Annotated in this window: 19 protein-coding genes; 2 read left to right on the top strand and 17 right to left on the bottom strand. The window is 42.0% G+C overall.

The genetic code is table 11. The features are described from left to right. Window positions 1-142 precede the first annotated feature (142 nt). The 10 genes from AC04Q6_RS02960 to AC04Q6_RS02915 form a co-directional block, all read right to left on the bottom strand. Window positions 143-754: a hypothetical protein gene (locus AC04Q6_RS02960; protein ID WP_021978105.1), complete on the bottom strand. Its 612-nt coding sequence runs from the start codon at window positions 752-754 to the stop codon at window positions 143-145. Window positions 755-849: 95 nt separating this feature from the next. Continuing rightward, window positions 850-1,875 (bottom strand): LCP family protein, encoded by a 1,026-nt coding sequence (locus AC04Q6_RS02955; protein ID WP_118064506.1) that lies wholly within the window; start codon window positions 1,873-1,875, stop codon window positions 850-852. A 58-nt stretch (window positions 1,876-1,933) separates the two neighbouring features. Then, window positions 1,934-2,956, bottom strand: coding sequence for a hypothetical protein (locus tag AC04Q6_RS02950; protein ID WP_242997111.1), 1,023 nt, complete (start codon window positions 2,954-2,956; stop codon window positions 1,934-1,936). Between the two features lie 19 nt (window positions 2,957-2,975). Beyond that, window positions 2,976-3,680, bottom strand: coding sequence for a CpsD/CapB family tyrosine-protein kinase (locus tag AC04Q6_RS02945; RefSeq protein WP_118064510.1), 705 nt, complete (start codon window positions 3,678-3,680; stop codon window positions 2,976-2,978). A 22-nt stretch (window positions 3,681-3,702) separates the two neighbouring features. Next, on the bottom strand, window positions 3,703-4,485 hold the full coding sequence (locus tag AC04Q6_RS02940; RefSeq protein WP_021978109.1) for a YveK family protein: 783 nt from the start codon (window positions 4,483-4,485) through the stop codon (window positions 3,703-3,705). 475 nt (window positions 4,486-4,960) lie between these two features. After that, complete coding sequence (locus tag AC04Q6_RS02935) at window positions 4,961-5,539, bottom strand: hypothetical protein (RefSeq protein WP_118070105.1); 579 nt, start codon at window positions 5,537-5,539, stop codon at window positions 4,961-4,963. A 121-nt stretch (window positions 5,540-5,660) separates the two neighbouring features. Continuing rightward, window positions 5,661-6,047: a hypothetical protein gene (locus AC04Q6_RS02930; protein ID WP_021978111.1), complete on the bottom strand. Its 387-nt coding sequence runs from the start codon at window positions 6,045-6,047 to the stop codon at window positions 5,661-5,663. A gap of 174 nt (window positions 6,048-6,221) precedes the next feature. Continuing rightward, complete coding sequence (locus AC04Q6_RS02925; RefSeq protein WP_118070106.1) at window positions 6,222-6,887, bottom strand: helix-turn-helix transcriptional regulator; 666 nt, start codon at window positions 6,885-6,887, stop codon at window positions 6,222-6,224. Between the two features lie 262 nt (window positions 6,888-7,149). After that, window positions 7,150-7,296 (bottom strand): hypothetical protein, encoded by a 147-nt coding sequence (locus AC04Q6_RS02920; protein WP_178087457.1) that lies wholly within the window; start codon window positions 7,294-7,296, stop codon window positions 7,150-7,152. Between the two features lie 623 nt (window positions 7,297-7,919). Beyond that, window positions 7,920-9,104, bottom strand: coding sequence for a zinc ribbon domain-containing protein (locus AC04Q6_RS02915; RefSeq protein WP_118070108.1), 1,185 nt, complete (start codon window positions 9,102-9,104; stop codon window positions 7,920-7,922). A gap of 532 nt (window positions 9,105-9,636) precedes the next feature. Here AC04Q6_RS02915 and AC04Q6_RS02910 point away from each other — a divergent pair. Beyond that, on the top strand, window positions 9,637-10,551 hold the full coding sequence (locus tag AC04Q6_RS02910; RefSeq protein WP_119247903.1) for an RluA family pseudouridine synthase: 915 nt from the start codon (window positions 9,637-9,639) through the stop codon (window positions 10,549-10,551). Window positions 10,552-10,633: 82 nt separating this feature from the next. Here the strand turns inward: AC04Q6_RS02910 and AC04Q6_RS02905 are convergent, their stop codons facing one another. From AC04Q6_RS02905 to AC04Q6_RS02890, 4 genes are all read right to left on the bottom strand, one after another. After that, entirely contained in the window at window positions 10,634-11,398 is a 765-nt protein-coding gene (locus tag AC04Q6_RS02905; RefSeq protein ID WP_021978116.1) for a type III pantothenate kinase, read from the bottom strand. 40 nt (window positions 11,399-11,438) lie between these two features. Continuing rightward, window positions 11,439-12,080, bottom strand: coding sequence for an ECF transporter S component (locus AC04Q6_RS02900; RefSeq protein WP_021978117.1), 642 nt, complete (start codon window positions 12,078-12,080; stop codon window positions 11,439-11,441). Between the two features lie 170 nt (window positions 12,081-12,250). Next, the gene (coaBC, locus tag AC04Q6_RS02895) at window positions 12,251-13,462 is read right to left on the bottom strand and encodes a bifunctional phosphopantothenoylcysteine decarboxylase/phosphopantothenate--cysteine ligase CoaBC (RefSeq protein WP_119247904.1); all 1,212 of its coding nucleotides are present in this window, start codon (window positions 13,460-13,462) and stop codon (window positions 12,251-12,253) included. A gap of 14 nt (window positions 13,463-13,476) precedes the next feature. Then, a complete protein-coding gene (locus AC04Q6_RS02890; RefSeq protein ID WP_118064474.1) occupies window positions 13,477-14,076 on the bottom strand; it encodes a peptidylprolyl isomerase in 600 nt (199 codons plus the stop codon). A gap of 528 nt (window positions 14,077-14,604) precedes the next feature. On the opposite strand from AC04Q6_RS02890, the gene AC04Q6_RS02885 reads away from it, so the two are divergent. Next, a complete protein-coding gene (locus AC04Q6_RS02885; protein ID WP_021978120.1) occupies window positions 14,605-15,084 on the top strand; it encodes an S-ribosylhomocysteine lyase in 480 nt (159 codons plus the stop codon). A 119-nt stretch (window positions 15,085-15,203) separates the two neighbouring features. On the opposite strand, the gene AC04Q6_RS02880 is transcribed toward AC04Q6_RS02885, so the two are convergent. The 3 genes from AC04Q6_RS02880 to AC04Q6_RS02870 all read right to left on the bottom strand — a co-directional run bounded on the left by AC04Q6_RS02880 (window position 15,204) and on the right by AC04Q6_RS02870 (window position 18,001). Further along, on the bottom strand, window positions 15,204-15,701 hold the full coding sequence (locus AC04Q6_RS02880; RefSeq protein ID WP_021978121.1) for an SH3 domain-containing protein: 498 nt from the start codon (window positions 15,699-15,701) through the stop codon (window positions 15,204-15,206). A gap of 122 nt (window positions 15,702-15,823) precedes the next feature. Further along, entirely contained in the window at window positions 15,824-16,828 is a 1,005-nt protein-coding gene (locus AC04Q6_RS02875) for an XdhC family protein (RefSeq protein ID WP_118070112.1), read from the bottom strand. Between the two features lie 18 nt (window positions 16,829-16,846). After that, a complete protein-coding gene (locus tag AC04Q6_RS02870; protein ID WP_021978123.1) occupies window positions 16,847-18,001 on the bottom strand; it encodes an aminotransferase class V-fold PLP-dependent enzyme in 1,155 nt (384 codons plus the stop codon). Window positions 18,002-18,022: the final 21 nt, after the last annotated feature.

Here is an 18,022-nt window from a genome sequence, read left to right as displayed (position 1 = left end):
GAAGACTGTCCTTTGATTTTCAAAAGTCAGCCTTCAATCTGAGTATTTTTGAGTAATTATTCACAAAATTTATGCCATATAGAAAAAACAGCTCCACGATATTTGTTCCATATCGCAAAGCTGTTTTTATTATTTTTGAGAATTATTTTGTTGTGTCTGCTTTCGCATCGGCAATAACTGAGAAGTAGCAAAGATCATCTAATGCAACTTTGAGTGTTTTATTCTCTTTATCAACACTGATCGGATCTACAACTGACCACTCATTTTTCTCTGCGTTATAGCATAACAACTGAATGTTCTCCATGTCATCTGTGATGCTTGGGATAGAAATTTCAACCTCATATTTGCCATCTGCATTCTTTTCAGCTCTGGTAGCATCAAGAACTTTAAACTGTGTAAAGCCTGTAACGAAATCTTTTCCGTCAAGTTTCTCGATTACTTCCTCAAGTTTTGCTTTCAGAGTTTCATCTTTCTCATCTGTTGCAAGAGCCTTCAGAACATCGATGAATTCAGGCATATCCATTTTGCCTTCTCCAACTTTCTGGAATGCTTCTGCAATTGTCGGATACTTCTGCTGAAGATCCTTAACTCCTTCTGTATCTTCGATCTTCTGAATGATCTCATAGATCTGAGACTGCTCCTGGCTTACCGTAACATCCTTAGTACGACTTCCGTCTGCGCTGACACAAAAAGCACATCCTACACTGAGAACTGCTGCTAACGCAAGTGCCATGAATTTCTTTGCAATTTTCATAATGCACCTCTCCTTTTGAGTGAAATATTTAGATAATAGCACTTTCTGTACTATCAATCTCTTAGATATAATAATAAATCAAACTGAAAAAAATATCAATCATTTTTCTCATAAAACATGGAAATAATCATTTCTGTCAATGCATCTTCATCAATATGATATTCATCAAAATTCTCTCCTTCAGTTCCCTGTCCCGGAACTGTCTGAGTATCGGAAATACCATTCTGTGAAGCAACGAGAAGTTTTGCAAAAACATCATTTCCCATACTGGTTACTGTATAATCTTTAATACTGCTGTAAAGATCAGCAACGAATCCGGCATTTTGACTCGCCTCATCCTGGCATTTTTTCAACAGAGCCTGAATATAAGTTTTCTGACGTTCCTGTCTTACAAGTGCACTCTGACTCTTTTTTGTATCACGATAGTGTACAAACTGCTCTGCATTTTCACCTGTCAATGTTACGGTTGAACCTTCTTTAAAATCCGGATTCACATCCTCAAGACTGCTATCTGGTACTGTAATCTCCACACCACCTACAAAATCTGTCAGAGCCGCAATTCCGTCCATATTCATAGAACAGTATCCCTGGATCGGGACACCATCCAGCATATTGGAAACTGCTGTTTTCATAAGCTCACAGCTTTTCTGTTTTCCATCGCCATACGCATACTGGATATTAATATGATCGGTAGTCATACCAAGACTTTTTCCACTTGGATTGAATACTTCAATTTTTGTCATGGAATCTCTTGGAATAAACAGAACTTTCAGTTGCTCTGTTGCTCTGTCCATGGAAACCAGAAAAATGGAATCCGCCTGACCGGCATCTTTCTGAGATTCATATGTATCAACATTTTCTCTGGTATCAATTCCCATAAACAGGTAGTTACTCAAATGGTCATTATATTTGTAAGTGCTTCCCTGATACTCTATGGTATCTGCGTCATTCTGTGTCTGACTTCGTTCTGCCTGACCGGAAACTTTCATTTCGGATTCTGTTTTTGTCTGTTTCCAAAGATAATATACGCCGACAAAAACAGCTGCCAGAATAATTATTATGATCAGCACAGTCAGATATATTTTTCTCTGATGTGCAGTGTTTCTTCCTGAATTCTTCATTTCCTATCCTTCAGTCTTATTCCATGGATATCCATAAAACAAATTCTTCGCCTGTATCTTAATTTTTGCTGATATAATTTAATTCTTCCAGTTTTTGGAGGATTGCCTCAGCCATTGCCTGCTGTGCTTCCTTTGTGGATGCAGGCTGTGGTGTCACAGATGCCAGGCTGATATAATGTTCTCCCCATTTCTGACTGAGCACCTGATCCAAAGCATCTGATGTCACAGTGCCATCCATTGGTCTGGTTCCCACTACAAGGAATTCTTCCTTATCCTGGAATGTATTCAAAATATTCTCCTGCTGCTCTGCAAGTTCGGCCGGGTCATGATTCCAGCCACCATAATATCCCATAAAAATAACCGGGATACAGTCCAAATCATTTCTGGTTGTCTCTTCTTCTGTCAGGTCACGGATTCCAGTTTCTGTTACATTCAGCTGTGCACCATTAGCAGCCTGCTGATGTTTGGTGATATATCCCTGGATCGTATCGTCACTTACTCCCGCCATTTTCATCATGGAAAGAGTTCCACCACCCTGAAGCGTTTTATTGATCACGGTAAGGTTGCTGTATCCATTCTCTGTGAGAAGTTTCTGAAGTACTGCCATATAGGAATAGGTATTTGATTCCTCTCCATTGATCAGATCATCTCCCCAGCACACAATACCTGAAATTTCTTTTTTTGTGTCTGCGGTATCAGCTGCTGTTTCATCCGTGCTGTCTGTACTATCCGCAGATTCTGTTGTATCAGAATCAGTTGCTGCATTTGCTTTTTTGTCATCTGCCTTATCGCTGCTGTCTGCTGAATCCGCATCGGACTTAGCATCTACACTGTCAGAAGACTTTGAACTATCATCTGCCGCCCCGTCTTCTTTCTCCAGCTGTGAAGCGTGTTCTTTTACAGCCTCATAATCTTCAATGCCCTTCTGCTCACTTCCGGCAAGCTTTTCCAGACGATGTGCTTCCGCTTTTTCAGATTCACGGCTCATCATAAAAATAGAGCCAAGAACTCCGATCAGCAAAATACAGATGATTGCCAACAGTATATTAAGTTTTTTACTGTTTCTTTTATTTCCGTTCACTTTTTCCCAGCTTTCTTTTTTATTTATTCTCTTCTTCCGCCCGACGGTAATATTCTCCATAATGTTTGTAATAGGAGGAATAATATTTATCCGCTTTCGTGTCGATCTTATTCATAACTGCACCAAGAATCTGACAGCCGCTTCTTTCAAGCTGTGAAAGTGCTCTCTGTGCATCTTTATATCTGACATTTCCCGGCTCGATCAGGAAAACAGCACCATCACAATATCTTCCGATCACTGCCGCATCAACAACAGTTCCAATTGGCGGAGTGTCGATCAATATGTAACTGTAATATTCACGGACCTTCTTCAGAAAAACCTGAAAGACATTTTCACTGAGTAAGCCTGACGGGTTCGGTGCAGAAGGACCACCAAAAATGATATCCATATTCTCAAAATTGGTTTCATAAATAATATCATTGATATTTGCCTGTCCACTTAAGAACTGAGAAAGACCCCGTACCTCTTCTTCAACCCCGAGACGGCCTACATAAGCGGTTTTACGGATATCCGCATCCAGAAGAAGTACCTTCTTTCCGATACTTCCAAGTTCCTGTGCAAGACTTAAAACAACATCACTCTTTCCCTCATTTGGAAAACAGCTTGTGATCAGAATTGTCTTTATGCTCTGGCCGGACAGCTGAATATTCGTACGCAGCGTTTTGATCGCTTCGTTATAGTAATAATTATTTTTACGTTTATCTGTTAACGTGATTTTCTTCATTGTTCAGATTCCTCCATTTGCTTTAGCGATGACTTTTTTTCTTATTCTTTTTACTTTTTACATTTACAAAGTCTTTTCTGTCAGGAACCTTTGCAAGTACGGAAATTCCCAGATATTTCTCAATATCCTCTTCTGTCTTGATCGTATCATCCATTATCGTAAGAACTACAACAATCGCCGCACATGCTACAAATCCGAGAAGGAAACCGATTTCTGCATTTTTCTTCACGCTTGGTGATGTTCTGATCGTAGCAATCTTACCAACCTCGATGATCTTAGGCGGAACAACTTCCATTTTGTCTCCGATAAAGGAAGATGAAACATTGGCAACTTCATCTACGATTTCCTTTGCAAGAGCGGAATCCGCATTATTTACTGTGATCTCCAGAATACGAGTATCTGTTGGATTGTTAATGGAAATCGTCTTTCTCAGATCTTCTGCTGTCATATCCAGTTTCAGATTCTCGATAACCTGTTCCAGAACCGGTGTACTGGTAATCAGTACCGTATAATCGCTGGTCAGGCTAGCTCCCAGCTGCAGATCCGCCAGAGAAGTCAATGTAGTTTCCTTGGAAAGTACCAACATACTGGATGTGGAACTATAAATTGGTGTCATCATAAACTGCGTATATGCTCCGGCACCACATCCACCGATCAACGCTACCATCAGAATCAGCAGGATTTTTCTCTTCAGAGCCTGAAGAATCTCTCTTAAATCAATTTCCACTTCATCATCATTGACATCTGATGCAACTACCGCAGGTATTTTACTGTTTTCTAATTTACCGTCCAAATTGTTCACCATTGTAATTTCCTTTTCCTTCTTTAATAATGTAATACTTCGTTACTGACAATTCTTCACAGTAACATATTTTTTGATAAACCGAATATATTCTACCGTAGGATGCCCCAAAAGTCAATTGCATGATCCGATTTTCACGTCAGATTTTCGTGTTTGAAAGAAATTCGATCAGACGGGACTAATAAAATATTCCATAAAATATAAAGCTCTATGAATATGTTCAAACACCATGGTCTGTTGTCTGAAATTCATTTTATCAAAGCATAAATTGCGTTTATTTATCACAAATAAAAAATATTACCCCGAAATTGTATGTGATTAGTCAAGCGGATATTCGCAATCCGCTTCGCTACTTGCTCATAACCAAATAACTGCTCCGCAGTTTATCAGGAAGAGCTTGTACTCCTCCTGATACAAGCAAGTCCCCACCCACTGCTTATTGCTTTTCGCAACCCCGCAGGGGACTTACTTGATTTGGTTAAAGTTTTCTGTCGTCTTTTTCCTTGTGGATACTTCTGACAAATTCTTTAATTTTTCTGAGCCAGCCCGGTGTCCTCTCAGGATTCTTACTTCTATTGTTCATCTCCTCTTTATGGATATACTCCATAAATGCCTCAAGATCATTGACATACCTGCCATTATGATTTCTTGAAGTTAATAGTACTGCCGGCGTGCATTCTGTTCCAGGTACTAATTGTTCTATTTCATCAAATAATTCTTTAAAACGATCACCGGGAACCATAAATATGTAATTGAATTTTGTTTGGTCAGAATATACAATATCAAATTCTATTCCTCCGATATCCGTACAAAATTCATTTTCCTGCTTTTCTATAACAGCAGATATCATTCCAGCTATACGCTCATACTGGGCTTTAAAAAACGGTTTATCTATTTTATAACTCCATTTTATTTTTGGATTGAACCTGGTTTCAATTTCCGGATTGTATTCATATGAAATTGAATCTTCTGTAAGGATCAGTTTATCAGTAAAAGCATCCTGCACAGGTCCAAAACCAGATGAACTTTCTATTATAATCTGAATAATATCTTTCATAATTCCTCCAGTTGATTATTGTTATACAACTCAAGTCCAGCGGATATTCGCGATTGAAGCAAGGAGACTTCCCTGATTCGGTTGACTACTTCTGATATAAATATTATCTATGATCAGATTTTTATTTCAAATCCTCGTGTTTTGAAGGAATTTCAATCAAACCGAACTGATAAAACATTCCATAAAGATAGGAAACTCCACGAATATCCCCCAACGCCTTAGGCCGTGGCACCATCGGTTTACCCGCTGTCTTTTCAAACGCTTTCATCACAGAACTCCACGCCAGGCTTTTACTGTTTTTTCGCCTGTCAATCCATAATTCTTTCGTCAGCTCGCCATTTCTCCCCTTCTTCAACTGATAGGTAAACGGGAGCCCGGAAACTGTCTGAAATTCATATCCCTGAAAAGCAAGAATACACTCCCAGAGATGTTCCGGGTCGTGGTATTTCTGTAAGTCTTTTATTGCCTGTTGCTGTTGCTGATATTGTTGTAAGTCTGTGTATTGCATAAATGTTATTGTCCTTTGAGTTGGTATAATGTTGTTTTCTACTAATTATAGCAAATCTCTTAAATAATTCAATCTCTTTACAACGGTGATAAAATATAGTGCAAGAGCTGATAAAATGCTATACCATAAAACATTAACTTTGTTATACACCCTGTGTCAGAATAAACATATTATCTAGTAGCTTTTTTTACGATATTTATTTTTTCCTCCCAAGACTGCAATGTCCGTAAAGACGTCATATTTCATAAGATCGTCTTGCGTTACTATTATTTCCCTTAGACAGTCTTCGAGACAATCTTTCATGCACGGCTCAGACACAATCGCCTCATATAATTTACCAATCGTTAAATTAAAATACCAATATGTCCACTCATTTTTATTATTTATCAACTGTGCTTCTGGTTTCAATTTCACTGCATTTATTACATTAACCTCTCTTAAAATTCTTCGTTCTTTATTTCGATTATAATCTCCTACCCACATTACCTTACCTGCAATACAATCCTGATAAAATCCTGTTCTCCTAACATAAATAAGGTAATATCTATCCGTACTATCAATAATATTTTTCGGTACAGTTCCGCTTTCGGCTAAAATTCTATTAAAGTTATCATCAAAATTCTTATCTGTTTTATAAAAATAATCCTGGTATTCTATCTTATACAGATCACATAATTTTTTCGCCGTTTCCTCTGTGACAATTGCATTTTCTTTTTCTATCCTTTCTAAATTTCTTACTGAATAGCCTATTTCATTTGCTACGTATTCCTTGGATAATTTAAAGCATTCTCTCAAAATCCTAAGATCTGATTTACATTGAAATCTGATTTTATATTTCATTTTTAATTACATTCCTTCAATTGTCTTTCATCCAGCGCTAAATGTTAACTGTATTATAACAATTTTCATATTATTCCTCAACGACACGTTTCCATTAGTCTCAAGAGCCTTGAACCCCTTATATTTACTGTATTTTTGGACATTTCAAATTTCTCACCGTGTGACCATTTTTTATCATTTCTTTCGGTAAGTGCTTCAAAACATGGCGTAGTGCAACATAACAGTTTTTCTGTTATGATATCTACATCATTGTTTGAGGCACTTACACACGTTTCTCGATCACTTTCATTTCCCCGCCACAGATATCGCACTTTTCTTCTGGAGGAATGATGTATTCCTCAATCTCTTCCGGAAAGCCTGCCAGCATCTCTGCACGTACACCCGGCTGACGTGCTGTACGTTTATACAATCTTACTGCAATCTTTGCCTTCGACAGGTTTAGCGTAAGCGCAAAATATTGCTACGTTACTCATGAATTACGCTTGCACCAAAATGATAGATGCAATCCTTATAACATTCCTTTATTTTTGTAATAATCATACAAACAACCCGATCATTCTTATTGCAACCTACACAATGATTTAGTCATCTCTTATGATGTCTACACAATGGAATATTAGCAGTTTTCGACCGTTACTCAACGACACGCAGATAAATGCAGTTATCAGTATTAACGCCCTACTGCACAAAACATGATTTTCACAGTAAAATGCAGCGCATATTTATGCAAAAAGGCGTATATTTGTATGTATATTCAACTCCACCATAGGCCATCAGACCACGACTGATTTTGCCCCGTAGACATTTTTAGGGGACAGTAATTACAATAAAATTGCAATCCACATTCGGAATATCAAACTTCATTTCTATAACTTCGAATACACCCCATCCACCCCCAAAGGAGGCCACATGGTTCTCTGGCGACGCCTGCGGGGGCCGCCGGGCGGTATTCAACCCGAAGAGGTTGCGTCACTGGCGCTTCCTCTTTTGCTGATTTCTCAGCATCTATATAAGAGGCATTTCTGCCGCTTATTAACTTTTTGATCCAGATCTTTTCTGAAAGCTTTGCTGGCATTTGCAGGCCAGGTTTCTGGAGCCGTTCAGAAAGCGGTTGATCTGGTGGCCGTTCTGGCAGATGAACAATTTGCTCTGTTTTTTTCCGGGTGAACCGCAGATTGAGCAGTATTTTTCTGTTCCATCGGCGCGTAGTTCCAAAACAAGAATTCCTTCTGCCCAGGCTTTATATTTCAGATAATTTCGTATCTTTGTGCTCAGATGAAGCGGGGAATCATTGCCGCTTCTGTACATGGTCATACGGGAAAAATCCTCATCATATTCCGGAAGCACAATAATTCCTGCCTGGTTCTCTTTGCAAAAATCCAGAATTTCTCTGCTTACCTGATGTGCATAATGCTCGTTCAGGTGTTTATAACGCATGTAATATTTTTTATTTGGCTGATCCACGTTGTCTTTATCCGTAAAAACTTTGGATGCTTCTATTTTTTTCAGCAATGTTTTGCAGTGATAACGATATGCATTTCCTCCGTGACAGTTTTTCACACTGACTGGTCTGGACCGTTCATCCAGCACACTGCATACCGCAAAACTATCCGTATTTGTAAAACGCACACCACATACTCTGCAGCCTTCTTTCATCCGTTCTTTTGCAGTCCTGGCATCCGAATTTTCCTGCTTCACAGGAACATGCAACATCAGCCATTTTCCCTCGTGAACCAGAGTCGGTGAAAGTAACGCCGAATTTGCCGGAAAAGAGCGTCCTGTAAGTCCGCATTCCGTCCAGATCCATTTCTTTCCATTCCAGAGTTTCAAAACTACAGAAGTGGATGTAAGATCTCTGTACATTCCTTTAAAAAAAGTAATATTCGCTTCAATCTTCTGTGTAAAACATCCGGAAGCAGCCGCTGTTTTTACTGCCATAGCCGCCTTATTCATTGCGGACCGTCGAAAGTAAACCGGAAGTTTTCCCCCTGGTGGAAGATATTCAGGAACTCTTCCATCTTTTCCAGGAACCGTTAATTTCTCCAGCTGTCCCTGGATCGTAAGAAGATTTTCTGTCCAGAGTTCATTTCTGTCCTTTAAAAGCTCATAATAAAAAGCAACTGCCTCACAATATAACTTCTCTGTTTCCGCAAGTATCTGCTTTTCAGAACAGAAAAGCCGCATGCGCCATGTCCTGATACTGTATCCTGTCTTCATGGAATCACTTTCTGCTGTTATTGTTCGCTTAATATTTTCATAAGCGAAAAAGCAGCGAAATCTCTTATATTAAGCGGCTTTTCCAGTTATGTCAGTTCTATATCTGACCACTTATTGACTACTTTAAAAAAATAGAAAATACGTAGAAACATTGATTTTACAAGGATTTGAGTAAAAGAAAAGTGACCACTATTCGTGACCACTAATAAGATTTTGGATGTATGATCAAAGATTTTTTTGGCATAAATTGTTGAAAATAGTTGTAGAAATCGTCATTTTTAGCTCATAAAGCGTCATTTGCACGCCTTGACAAAGGAAAATGACGATGGTATCATTACAAAAGGCTGTAGAAATATGTCTTTTTAGTCTGTGACTTATGAAGATATTTTACGACACCATTTCTCCCGGGCAGTATCTAAACTCCCTGCTGCATCCGTCTGGTAAATTATTCTTTCAAATGTTATACTGTTAACACAGTGTTATTTCCACTATAATAAACATCAAAAAATCCACCCCAAAAAAGGAAACACATATGCAGAGAATTATTACCTATACCATCTTATCCGGAGATTCCGAAACTTCCGTTCTTTCTTTTCTCAGAAAAAATGGTTTTTCCAAACATATATTGACAACTATGAAGCGTGCAGAGCATGCGATCCTGCTGAACGGGCATCCAGCTTTTGGCAGGACGGTTCTGAAAGAGGGGGATGTTCTTCGGATCCTTGTCCCGGAAGAAAACGGAGCAGCTGATAACGGATCGGCTGCTTCCATCATCCCGGTGCAGCTGCCGCTGGATATCCTGTATGAGGATGAAGATATCCTTGTCCTGAACAAACCTGCTGATATGCCTGTGCATCCTTCTGCCGGGAACTACGAGAATACTCTTGCCAACGGAGTGGCCTGGTATTATAAACAGCAGGGGGAAAATTTTGTCTACCGCTGTATCAACCGGTTGGACCGGGATACTACCGGAGTTCTTGTCCTGGCAAAAAATCCCTTAAGTGGCGCACTTCTGTCTGCTCAGATGAAACAGCGCCAGATCCGCCGCACTTACCTGGCTCTTACAGATGGAATTCCACCGGAAAGAGGAACCGTTTCCGCGCCCATTGCACGAATGGATGACTCCGTTATCACCAGAGAAGTAAACTGGGAGCATGGAGAAACTGCGGTAACTCATTATGAACGCCTTGCTGTCAGTAACGGCTATTCTCTTGTGGAACTTCATCTGGACACGGGACGTACACATCAGATCCGTGTCCATATGAAATACATCGGCTGTCCTCTCCCCGGAGATTTCCTTTATCATCCGGTTTTTGACCGGATCAGCCGGCAGGCGCTCCACTCTTTTCAGTTGGAATTCTGCCACCCCATCACAAAAAAAACTCTACGTTTTCTGGCCCCTGTACCGGAAGATTTCCAGAAAGCATTTGCAGAAAAAAGCCTGTAAAAATAAACAAACACAAAAAAACAGCTGCCTTATGTGCATTACATTCCCTGCACACAGACAGCTGTTTCGCCATTTCTGTTAATTATTTATTTTTCTCATAAATCACAAGCAGTCCTTTAAGCAGAAGATCCTCATCCAGGATAATCTCTTTTTTACAGTGAGAAACGATCTTCTTTGCAAGGCCGCCAGTTGCGATCACGGTTGCCTTTTCTCCCAGTTCCTCTTCCACACGGTCAACAATTCCGTCAATAGCCGCCGCATTGCTGTAGAGTACACCGCTCTTCATGCACTCGATGGTATTTTTTCCAAGTACATGTTTCGGTGCGTCAATACTGATCCCGCTGAGCTGGGATGCTCTGGCTGTCAGTGCGTCCAGAGATACACCTACGCCTGGCATGATCATACCACCGATATACTGTTTCTTATCATTGACAACGGAGACGGTGGTTGCAGTTCCCATATCGATCACAATAAAAGGGACCGGATACTCGTTCAGACCAGCTACCGCATTTGCCACAAGGTCCGCTCCAAGCTGTCCCGGATTATCCATCATGATATTCAGGCCTGTTTTTACTCCAGGTCCCAGTACCATAACCTCTTTTTTCAGGATTTTTTCTGCCGCCAGCTTGGCAATATTGGTGATCTGCGGAACAACGGATGAAATAATACAACCTTCAATATCTGTTTTTTTGATGTGATAAATATCCAGCACTGTCTTGAGATCAACGGCATATTCCAGTTCTGTCTTGGTCCGCACAGTGGAAAGCCGCTCAATAAAGTATGTTTTTTTGTCATCAATACATCCGACAACAATGTTTGTGTTTCCAATATCAATTGCTAAAATCATAATTTTCTTTTCCCGTCTTTTTATAAAATAATGAAACGTTTTATGCCTTTGCTTTCTCACGGCTAATCTGTGTGGAAGGGATCAGATGTGCTTTGGAAAGAGCGGCTCCTACTGCACCGGTGATCACGGTGGAGGAAACCATCTCACATACAGCATTGATTCCTACCATCAGGCAGCAGCCGATGATAATGTTATGGCCACCCATCAGATTTTTAACATATTCAGTATTTCCGAACAGTCCTACAAGTGCTGCCATAAAGAACAGCGTATTCAGAAATGCGGAAAAAAATCCGGTCACAGCACAGGCTACATAAGTATTGCTGACTTTACGCATACCTCTGAAGATGTATCCCAGGCAGATACCATCGAGAAGTCGTGGTACAAATCGCTGGATAAAAGCAAATACCGGATTGATACCAAAAAGCACAACTCCCATCGCACTGGAGCCCCCCACTCCGATACACTGCAGAAAGCTGGTGAGGCCGAAGATCGCACCTGCTACGGCTCCTCCTACAGGACCGAGAACTACTGCACTGATCGCTACCGGGATCACGTTAAAGGAAATAGCCAGTGGTCCGATATTCAGATATCCCAGTGGTGTGTAAGCCATAAGCAGTAAAATTGCTGCCATCAGGCCAAGTAACGTAAGCTGCGCTGTTGTAAATCTGTTGTTGTTTTTCATTTTTTCTTCCTCCTTGTTACCGTTCCGTCTCAGAAATCTTCCGGGACACAGCATATCCCGGTATTTTCTTTACGGATACAATACGGTGATGGAAAGCGGTCCGGATTTTTCTCTCCTTCAGAATCCGCTTTACTCATTTAAAAACCTGATCATCTGAATTTTTGATCTGGTTATTTCGTGGTATTCCTGCACGTAATAAGTGCAAGAATTTTATCCAGGATTTTAAGGGCTGCATCCTCCTTACTCATAAGAGGGAGTGACACTTCCTCATCCTGTGTAATCAGGGTCAGAACATTGGTATCGCCCTGGAATCCGGCACCTTCAACCTTTAAGTTGTTCGCTGCTACCATATCCAGATTTTTCTTTTCAAGTTTTGCCCTGGAATTACCAATCATATCTTTTGTTTCCATGGAAAAGCCGCAGAGGAACTGTCCGGTTCTCTTGTGCAGGCCCAGATATTTCAGAATGTCATCTGTCCTCTCAAGCTCTATGGAAATCTGATCATCTTTCTTTTTGACTTTATCTTCACAGACCTGCTTCGGACGGTAATCCGCCACTGCTGCTGCTTTTATGATAATGTCCTGCTGATCACTTAAGTCTGTTACTGCCTCAAACATATCTCTGGCCGTTGTCACAGGAATCACATTTACAAAGAGTGGTGGCTGGATGGCAGTAGGTCCACTTACCAGCGTGACCTCCGCTCCCCGGAGCATAGCCATCTTTGCAATTGCGTATCCCATCTTTCCGGAAGAATGATTGGTAAGGCAACGGACCGGATCGATCGCTTCCTGTGTCGGTCCTGCTGTTACCAGAACTTTTTTCCCGGCGAGATCTTTTTCAAAAGCGACTTCTTTCAGAATGTATTCCAGAAGTGTCTCCGGCTCAGGCATTTTCCCTGCACCTGTATCTCCGCAGGCCAGATATCCACTTGCCGGTGTCAGCACTTCATAACCATAGGATAACAGCTTCTTAATATTGTCCTGCACAATAGGGTTCTCATACATGGCAGTATTCATGGCCGGTGCAAAAATTTTCTGGCATCGACAGGCCATAACTGTTGTTGTAAGCATATCATCGGCAAGGCCATTGGCAATCTTGCCGATCACATTGGCACTGGCCGGTGCGATCATTACGACATCTGCTTTCTTTGCAATGGAAACATGTTCTACCTGGAACTGAAAATTCCGGTCAAAAGTATCCACCAGACATTTATTTCCGGTCAGTGTCTCAAACGTGATCGGATTGATAAAATTCGTGGCATTCTCCGTCATCAGCACATGGACATCTGCATGAAGCTTCTTAAGCGCACTTGCCAGATATGCGATCTTATATGCGGCAATACTTCCTGTGATCCCAAGAAGTACAGTTTTCCCTTTCAGCATCCCTCTTCCTCCTGTCAGTCAACCATGCGGATACTTTCGATCACCGGCTGCTGATCCTTGGCAATCGTTCCATTGCCATCAGATGGCTTGGCATCCTTACAGATCTTGTCAACAATATCCATTCCGGATGTTACATGGCCAAATGCAGCATAATCTCCATCCAGATATGTAGAATCAGACTGCACGATAAAGAACTGAGAGCTTGCGCTGTCCGGGTCTGTGCTGCGGGCCATGGAGATGGTTCCACGTACATGGGAAATATCGTTCTTCACACCATTATTGGAAAATTCTCCTTTGATCTCCTCATCTGCTCCGCCGGTTCCGTCGCCCTTCGGATCGCCACCCTGGATCATAAATCCATCGATGATCCTGTGGAAAGTAAGCCCGTCATAAAAGTTATCCTGTACCAATTTAACAAAGTTGGTTACAGTGATCGGGGCTGTATCCGCATCCAGTTCCACATCGATCTCTCCGTAGTTCTTCACTGTGATCGCTGCATGGTAGGTACCAGTAAGCTGCTGGCTGGTATCGATCACTGTAGTTCCTGCTGCGGAAGCTTTATCTGAACCATCATCAAATTCCGTTTCCGTACTGTCTTCTGCATTCTCTTCCACGGATTTTGTATCTTCAGCAGAATCTTCCGCGGATTCATTTTCAGCTGTGTCTTTTGAATCTCCTGACTCCTCTTCCCCGCTGTCTTCCAGTGAATCGGTAAATCCTGCCTGCTCAGCTTCCTCCTCGGAAACTGCTTTCGCTGCGGTTTCATCATCTACAGCAGTCTGTCCCTCTGTGCTCTCTTCCTCAAGAGTCATCTCCTGCTTCTGTGAAGCTGTATCCGAACTTCCGCAGCCCGCCAGCATTCCTGCTGTAAAAACTGTTGCAAATAATACTGATAAAACTTTATGTTTCACTTTATAAATCCTCCTTATCAGATCCCGGAAACTCTGTTATATTTTCTGTTTTTTGTTTTCCGGATGAGCTTTCCCGCTCTCCCCCTGTAAGCTTTTCTCAGTTTAACATTATCCTTTCACAAAGTCAACTTTACACAATCCCTCACTTGTATCTGTTTCCGTTCTCTGCTAAAATAACTGTTATGGTATCTTATATCATATAAGTTTTATTTCAGAAAGCGAGGAATCATCATGGAAAAAATCACAAGTTTTACCATAGACCACATCAAGCTTCAGCCTGGTGTATATGTTTCACGGAAAGATCCTGTAGGCGATCAGGTGATCACAACCTTTGACATCCGTATGACCTCTCCCAATGAGGAGCCTGTTATGAATACAGCCGAACTTCACGCTATGGAACATCTGGCTGCTACATTTCTCCGTAATCATAAAGAATTCGGACCGAAAGTAATATACTGGGGACCTATGGGATGCCGTACCGGAAATTATCTTCTTCTTAACGGAGATTATGAATCCAAAGATATCGTTCCTCTTATGATCGAAATGTTTGAGTTTATCCGCGATTTTGAAGGTGAGATTCCTGGTGCTTCCGCAAAAGACTGCGGTAACTACCTTGACATGAACCTGGGTATGGCCAAATATCTTGCAAAGAAGTATCTGAATGAAGTCCTTTATGATATCAAGCCGGACCGTCTTGTATATCCGGAATAGATCCCGGAAGATTTTACGAAAATAAAACAGACATTTACATTCTGTAAACATAAAAAACCCGGCATCTGCACTGGTTATTTACCAGAATACAGTTACCGGGGTTTTCTTTTCTGTGTCCTTTACTGTGCTGCCGCTGCAGTATCTGTCGTCGCTGCTGCCGCACCTGCCGGCGGTGTCGTGCTGACATAATCACCGGATGCATAACAAGTCTGTCCGTTATAGTCTACACGGATCCATCCATTGTCACAGATTCCTGTGCATTTCAGAGATTCTCCGGAAAGTACACCTGCCACGAACTCTGCGTCTGCGCTGGCATCGGAACGTAAATTCACACCTTCTACTGCATAATAGGTTGCATCCTGAGCCTGTACATTAATTCCGCTTGGTGTCTGTTCGGTTGCTGCTGCCTGGGCAGTAGGATCAGCTGCTGCTGTGGAATCGGCTTCCGCAGTTGCCTCCGGTGTCGGAGTAGCGGTTTCTTCCGGTGCTTCTGTGGGTTCCGGAGTTGGAGTAGAATCCACAACAGTCACAACAGCATCGGTACCTTCCGTAAATCCACATCCCTGTGCCATAAAAGCAGCACCTAGGATCAGCGCCAAAATACATTTTTTCTTCATTATTTATAGTCCTCCCTTATACGCCGGTATGAAATCAACTTCCCACCCGGCATCTTCGTCCAATCACATTACCATCAAATATACATGATTTTGGCATATTATGCAAGTCCTGCCCCATTCTTTCACACATTTACAGGCTCAAAAAGCACTTTTACAGTTCCTCCGCAGATCATTCCCAGATCTCCCACGCCCTGTCCAAGTTCATAAACTCTGTTTTCTGTTGTATGCACATTCACTGCATGTTTTCCGGCTTCGAATTCTACTTTTCCGCCGCCAATGCTTCCTGCTGTTCTTCCATCCCGGAACACGAACATCTTACTTCCTGTTCCTCTTGGCGAAGATCCTTTCTTCTCGATAATGGTAACCATAGTCCCTGAAACTCCACAGAGCACAGCCGCTTCTACATCCTCATCACAGTATGTACGAAAATGTCTGTTTTTTTCCTGCACGATTTCTGCCATGATACTTACCGCGATCTCCGCCGGCATCTGTCCCCCAATAGGAAGGCCAATAGGGGCATGGATGCTGTTCACCTGTTCTTCCGTGAATCCCTCCTCAAGAAGTTTCTCTCTGGTGATCCGTACTTTTGTCTTACTTCCGATCATCCCGAAATAGGCAAATGGTCTCTTAAGGATCTGTCTTGCACAGGCGGAATCTCCCAGATGCCCTCTCGTCACAACCACATACCAGGCATTTTCGTAAGGAGGGATTTTTTCTGATAAGGTTTCAAAATCGCCTGTGATCCGTTCATCCACCTGAGGGAAACGCTCCTGCGTCACAAAATCTTCCCTGTCATCCATTACCGTTACATGAAATCCCAGAAGTTTTCCAATCTCAGCCACAGGAAGTGATACATGGCCGCCTCCGAGAATGATCAGCCTTGGATTCTTCTCATAAATCTCTACAAAGATCTCCTGGTTCTTTACTTTCACTACGCCTGTCTCCACCGCGGCAGTTACTGTTTCTTTCAGAAAATCTTCGGCTGCTTTTTCTCCTGTTTTATTATCCGGATAAAAGAAGCAGTCTTCTTCCGCAAGATATTTAAATCCTGCATATTCTCCGCCAAGGATGATCCCTGTTCTTGTACGTCCTCTTTTTTCTACCACATCATATATTTTCTGATACATAACCTCAGTCCCTTCTTCTCAGTCCTCAATCTCTGATGCAAGTTTCCTCACTGCCATGGCAGCCATATCGATCTCTTCTTCTGTGTTAAAATAAGAAAAGCTGAATCGCACTGCGCCTGTTTTTTCTGTTCCCAGAGCTTTATGCATAAGCGGTGCACAATGTCCGCCGGACCGAACACTGATCCCGTATTCTTCTCCAAGTGCCATTCCAACTTCCCCGGAACCTTCATCTCCAATGTTCAGTGTCACCACAGGAGATCGGTCTTTCTGGGAAAAATCTCCGTACACCGTAACTCCCGGAATTTTTTTTACCTGGTCATAAAAACGCCACATCAGCATCTGTTCTTTTTCCCGGATCTGGTTCACTCCTGTTTCCTGGATCCATTCAAGAGCTGCCCGTAATCCGGCAATTCCGTGACTGTTCAGTGTCCCGGCTTCCAGTGCTTCCGGCATATCTCCCGGGTGTTCTTTCTGAAAAGTCAGGATTCCGCTTCCGCCCACTTTCAGGGGTTCTACATGAACCCCTGGGCGAACACAGATCGCTCCTGTTCCCTGTGGTCCCATAAGACCTTTGTGCCCCGAAAAACATAAAATGTCAATATGATCTTTTTTCATGGAAATCGGAAAGACTCCTGCCGTCTGTGCAGCATCCAAAACAAAAAGTTTTTTATGTTTTTTTGCGATCTCACCGATCGCACGGATATCATTCCTGTTTCCGGTAAGATTTGATGCATGGGTGCATATGATTGCTCTCGTCTCCGGCCGGATAGAACTTTCCAGTTCAGTAAGAGAAATCATTCCTTTTCGATCCGCCGGAAGAATGGTCAGATCCAGTCCTTCTTTTTCCAGCAGATAAAGGGGACGCAGCACACTGTTATGATCCATCTCCGTACAGATCGCATGGACTTTTTCTCTTTCCGGATGCAGGATCCCAAACAATGCTGTATTTAAAGCTTCTGTTGCGTTTGCGGTAAATGCCACACATTCCGGTCCTTCTGCATCAAACATCTGAGCGATCCTGCATCTTGTATCAAAAATAAGCCTTGAGGCTTCCATTGCTTCTCCACTGCTTCCTCTTCCACTGTTTCCGGCCTGCTGCATGGCTTCCACCACTGCTCTGGCAACACAGTCCGGTTTGTGAAAACTTGTAGAAGCGTTATCCAGATAAATCATGTCAAATCTCCTTGTGCTTTT

It is taken from the genome of Blautia sp. HA9023, from assembly GCF_056504095.1.
This window is presented reverse-complemented; position numbering and strand designations above follow the sequence as displayed.

Coding starts and splice junctions, on each gene's coding strand:
- AC04Q6_RS02960 (WP_021978105.1), bottom strand. CDS start 754: ATGAAAATTGCAAAGAAATTCATGGCACTTGCGTTAGCAGCAGTTCTC.
- AC04Q6_RS02955 (WP_118064506.1), bottom strand. CDS start 1,875: ATGAAGAATTCAGGAAGAAACACTGCACATCAGAGAAAAATATATCTG.
- AC04Q6_RS02945 (WP_118064510.1), bottom strand. CDS start 3,680: ATGAAGAAAATCACGTTAACAGATAAACGTAAAAATAATTATTACTAT.
- AC04Q6_RS02940 (WP_021978109.1), bottom strand. CDS start 4,485: ATGGTGAACAATTTGGACGGTAAATTAGAAAACAGTAAAATACCTGCG.
- AC04Q6_RS02935 (WP_118070105.1), bottom strand. CDS start 5,539: ATGAAAGATATTATTCAGATTATAATAGAAAGTTCATCTGGTTTTGGA.
- AC04Q6_RS02930 (WP_021978111.1), bottom strand. CDS start 6,047: ATGCAATACACAGACTTACAACAATATCAGCAACAGCAACAGGCAATA.
- AC04Q6_RS02925 (WP_118070106.1), bottom strand. CDS start 6,887: ATGAAATATAAAATCAGATTTCAATGTAAATCAGATCTTAGGATTTTG.
- AC04Q6_RS02915 (WP_118070108.1), bottom strand. CDS start 9,104: ATGAAGACAGGATACAGTATCAGGACATGGCGCATGCGGCTTTTCTGT.
- AC04Q6_RS02910 (WP_119247903.1), top strand. CDS start 9,637: ATGCAGAGAATTATTACCTATACCATCTTATCCGGAGATTCCGAAACT.
- AC04Q6_RS02905 (WP_021978116.1), bottom strand. CDS start 11,398: ATGATTTTAGCAATTGATATTGGAAACACAAACATTGTTGTCGGATGT.
- AC04Q6_RS02900 (WP_021978117.1), bottom strand. CDS start 12,080: ATGAAAAACAACAACAGATTTACAACAGCGCAGCTTACGTTACTTGGC.
- coaBC (WP_119247904.1), bottom strand. CDS start 13,462: ATGCTGAAAGGGAAAACTGTACTTCTTGGGATCACAGGAAGTATTGCC.
- AC04Q6_RS02885 (WP_021978120.1), top strand. CDS start 14,605: ATGGAAAAAATCACAAGTTTTACCATAGACCACATCAAGCTTCAGCCT.
- AC04Q6_RS02880 (WP_021978121.1), bottom strand. CDS start 15,701: ATGAAGAAAAAATGTATTTTGGCGCTGATCCTAGGTGCTGCTTTTATG.
- AC04Q6_RS02875 (WP_118070112.1), bottom strand. CDS start 16,828: ATGTATCAGAAAATATATGATGTGGTAGAAAAAAGAGGACGTACAAGA.
- AC04Q6_RS02870 (WP_021978123.1), bottom strand. CDS start 18,001: ATGATTTATCTGGATAACGCTTCTACAAGTTTTCACAAACCGGACTGT.